Annotated in this window: 3 protein-coding genes; all 3 read left to right on the forward strand. The window is 39.3% G+C overall.

The window, feature by feature from the left end:
• Positions 1 to 14: 14 nt before the first annotated feature.
• Positions 15 to 167 (forward strand): T9SS type A sorting domain-containing protein, encoded by a 153-nt coding sequence (locus F598_RS15835; RefSeq protein WP_425413772.1) that lies wholly within the window; start codon positions 15 to 17, stop codon positions 165 to 167.
• A gap of 2 nt (positions 168 to 169) precedes the next feature.
• A complete protein-coding gene (locus F598_RS0114170; protein WP_019039731.1) occupies positions 170 to 364 on the forward strand; it encodes a hypothetical protein in 195 nt (64 codons plus the stop codon).
• Positions 365 to 522: 158 nt separating this feature from the next.
• Positions 523 to 4,553: LamG domain-containing protein (locus F598_RS15005; protein WP_083925467.1), on the forward strand; the 4,031-nt coding region annotated here is incomplete at its 3' end.

The following is a 4,553-nucleotide window of genomic DNA, read 5'->3' on the forward strand; positions in this document are numbered from 1 at the left end:
GTGCAGAGCTGGAGATTTATAACATGCTGGGTCAGCAGGTGTATAAACAAAGCTTAAGCGGACAATCCACGATAGAGGTAACCGACTTTAAGGCGAATACAGGCATTTATTTAGTCAAATTGAAAACCAATCAAGGTGAAAGAACCTTCAAACTTATAAAACAATAGGTATGAAACTTCAAAAGTCACACTATATACTATTAGGATTATTACTCATCATGCTATTACTATCTACCGAAGCATCGGCACAGTTGCCTGTCTTTGATGATGATGTGGGAGATGAGCCGGTAGCCCCAATCAACGGTCTTATCGCTATGGGCTTGGCTGTTGGAGGCTATCTGGGGATAAGGAAAATAAACAAATAAATAATTGATATACTATTTTAAAAGCCATCTGCACTAAAGATGGCTTTTTAAAATGCTTAAAGAAAGGGCACTATGATTATCCGCCTAACGGTAATTTCGAACTAATTCTACAAACATAATCATGGGCTAGGTCTATTTTTGTTCACAAATACCTAATTATGAACAAGATTACTTTTTTCCTGATCCTAGGATTTTTTTCTTTTACTTCCCTTTTAGCTCAAGAAGGTCCGGGAGGTGTCGGTAGTGACACTTCAAACCGCTTCTGGTTTATTGCTGAAGATTTGGCTTTACCTAATGGTTCTCCTGTATCAGCCTGGAATAATTTAGGTGGAAATTCTTTAAACGCTTTATCATCTGGAGGTGATCCGATTTATAATTCAAACTTTTCTAATGGATTCGCATCAGTACAGTTTGCGGGAAACGATGCTTTTGAAATCGCAGACAACAGTGATTTAAATAATAGTGGAAGTCCCTGGTCTGCGCGAACATTTAATGTCGTTGTTCAAACCGGTGCAGATACTTCTTCCCGTCAAGTTATCTACGAAGAAGGTGCTGGAGTAAGGGGTTTGAACATATATATATTTAATGGTGATTTGTACTATGGTGCGTGGAACTTAGACGATGATGATGGAGGTGGTGCCGGCGATGCCGCACCATGGGGGTTTTCCTCCGTTCAAACACCGGTTACAGCAAATACCAGCTACATCATTTCTTACGTCTTTAGTGGAAACAATACCTCAACAGGCACTGTAGAATGTTACCTTGACGGAAATTTAATCGGAACGATAAATGGCATTGGTTTTTTGTATAATCATAATGAAGCAGCCATCGGTAATACAGGTTCAGATGGAGATACTTATGCCGAAACCGGATCTGCTGTTAGTGGAGATTTTCCATTTGATGGGGATATTGCTGAATTCATCATGTACAATACCAATTTAAATGATAGCGAACGGATTTCTGTAGAAAATTATTTATCCTCTAAGTACGATATCACTCTATCCTCAAATGACATTTACGATCAGGATTTACCGGTAAATGGGGATTACGACTTTAATCTGGTCAGTGTTAACCGACAAAGTTCAACAGATCAGCATCAAGTTACCAATCAGGGAACGGGTTTAATTTCATTAAGTACCTCAGCAACTTTAAACAATAGCGATTATTTTAGCTTAGGTAGTGACCTTTTAGACCAAACGGGTGTTGGTCCAATTACCTGCAGTCCCAGTAGCATTGATGTTACTAGATTGTCAACTACCTGGCGTATAAGCAAAGTTGGCACCTTTACACCAGATATCGTTTTTGATTTAGTTAATATTCCAAACAATGTGTCAAATGTGAGCGATATTAGTATTTTAATAGATGATAACTCAGCTTTTAGTTCACCAACCATACTAGATGCCTCCGCTGTAAACCCGACAGAAGCTACGTTCTCTGGATTATCAATCAATGCTGGAGATTATATTACGTTTGAACTTGTTGTTAATAGAACGATCGCTCAGTCTCCGGCCGGTTTAGATCTTGAGCAAGAATTAAGATTTGCATTTGAAGCCAATAGCATCAATCAGGCTAATGGCACTGATGTAACTACTTGGGTAAATAATGGACAGAACATTTTAGACGCAAACACACAAACCAATTCCCCAAGTCTATTGAGTGAGGTTATCAATGGGCAGGATTTTATTCAATTTGACAGCGCGAACAACGAAAGTTTTGAAATAGCAAATAATGCTGATATCAATTCTGGTGGGGAGCCCTGGGAAAAAAGAAGTTATTCTTTGGTTTTTCAGACAGGAACAGATGTCAGTACTAGACAAGTGATTTACGAAGAAGGGGGAACCACAAGGGGTGTTGCCATTTATATCTTAAATAATGAAGTATACTTTGGGGCCTATAATCAGAGTAACGATGGAGCAGGTTCGCCCTGGAATTTCACTTCAGTATCAGCCCCGGTGACACCCAGTACCACTTACGTCATGACCAATATTTTTTCAGGTAATTCTACATCAACAGGGACATTAGAAACGTATTTGAATGGACAATCAGTTGGTACAACTTCGGGTGTTGGGTTTCTCTATGATCACGGAGCTAATATTAGCCTTGGTCAAAATGGTGATGGAAATATTTTAGAGTCTGGAAGTGTGGGTGCTGGAAGTTATTTTAACGGTTTACTTGGAGAGTTCTTATTCTATGACACTGCGATAGATCCAAACCAAGCAGACTTGCTTAATAACTTTTTAATGGCTAAGTATGGTGTCAATCCTGTAGCTAATGATATTTATGCCTATGATACCAATGCAGAAGGTGATTTCGATTTTAATTTGTTATGCGTAAGACAGACCCCGGCAACGGCTATAGAGGAGACAACTTACTCAACAGGTGTGATAAAATTTTTAAACCCTAGTACTTTAGCCGCTGGTGATGCCATTGTAGCCGCTAGTGACATAGAAGACCAAACCTCATTTGATACAGCTATGTTAGATTGCTCAACAAATACAGCCGACGATCTGAGGTTGGATGCGACCTGGAGAATTGACTTACAAGGATCACCTGGCACTATAGACATTGAACTGGATTTCAATAGCTTAAGAATAACAGGTAGTAATGATACTAATTTGGATTTAATTATTGACGATAATCCAAATTTTACCAGTCCAACACGTATTTCTCCAACAGCATTTTGTTCAACTGCTATCTACCAAAATGTGAGTTTTACTGATGGTGATTACTTTACTTTTGAACGTTCTGATATTGCACCCGTGACTTGGGATGGCTCGAATTGGGCAAATGGATCCGGACCTACCAATGAACCCACCGTTCAAGATGAATTCAAAAAATTAATTATTTCCGGTTCTGGTGCTAATTTGGTGGAAGATGCTTCTTGTAGTTGTTTAACAGTAGATGCAGGTTCAGACTTAAATGTTGATACTTTTGATTTAAACGTGGGGAATAACATCATTAACAATGGCTCAGTCACTGGTGACGGTGAAGTTATTCTAGATGGTACATCAGCCCAGACGATTTCAGGGGATGGATCTTTTGAGAACTTAAGGTTAGATAATCCTACATCTGTGTCAATAGATAATCCATTGGATACTCCAATGGATTTGAACGGCGTGTTATATGTAGACCAAGGAACATTTAATACAGATAACAATTTATATCTACGCTGCTCATTCACACCTGTTAAAACTGCACAAGTCGCTCCGGTGAATGGTGCCATAGTAGGAAATGTGACTGTAGAGCAGTGCTTTCCAGCTAGAAGGGCCTTCAGGTTTATTTCCTCATCTGTGACTGGTGGGACAATACAAAGTAACTGGCAGGAAGGAGTTAATAACACAGGACTTAATTTCCCAACAGATAATCAAAATCCTAACCCAGGTTTTGGTACGCATATTACTGGTTCAATTACAGGGGCCAATGGCTTTGATGCTACTGGTAGCGGTAATCCATCCATGTTTACCTTCAGTAATAATGTGCCGAGACAATGGGATGCCATAGCTTCGACCAATCAGGCTTTAGAAGCTGGAACTCCATATAGATTATTTATTAGAGGCGATAGAGGTATAAATGTAACAAGCAACTCAGCAATTCCAACTAATACAAGACTTAGAGCTACAGGAGCCTTATTGATTGGTAATACAACACAGAGTGTTTTATCAAATGTAGGAGGAGAGGTTAGTTTTGTAGCCAACCCCTATCAGGCTCAGGTCGATATGAATACAGTACTGTCCGCTTCAACAAACATTTCAACTGCTGAATACTACGTTTGGGATCCAACTTTAGGAGGCGCTCCAACAGTGGGGCAACAAGGAGGGCGAGGAGCTTACGTGACAGTTGATTTACCTGCAGGTACTAATTCAATCACCTCATCAGCTAATCAATATTTGCAACCTATGCAAGCGGCTTTCGTTTTAACCTCTGTAAATGGTCCAGCATCTGTAACATTTGAAGAATCAATGAAGGCCGTTGAGCAAACTCAAACAGAGGTAAAATCTTTATCAAAAGCAGAATATATCAACATTCAGTTATTTGATGCAGAATCTTATGCAGAAGGCAACACTCCATCAGATGGTTTACGAATTAAGTTTGATAAATCTTACAATAAGACTACTGAAGATGATTCCCCTAAACTATCAAATCTAGATGAGAACTTAGCCAGGGTTGAAGATAACGTGTATTCGGCTAT

Source organism: Psychroflexus tropicus DSM 15496, assembly GCF_000378765.1.
Lineage (GTDB): Bacteria > Bacteroidota > Bacteroidia > Flavobacteriales > Flavobacteriaceae > Psychroflexus > Psychroflexus tropicus.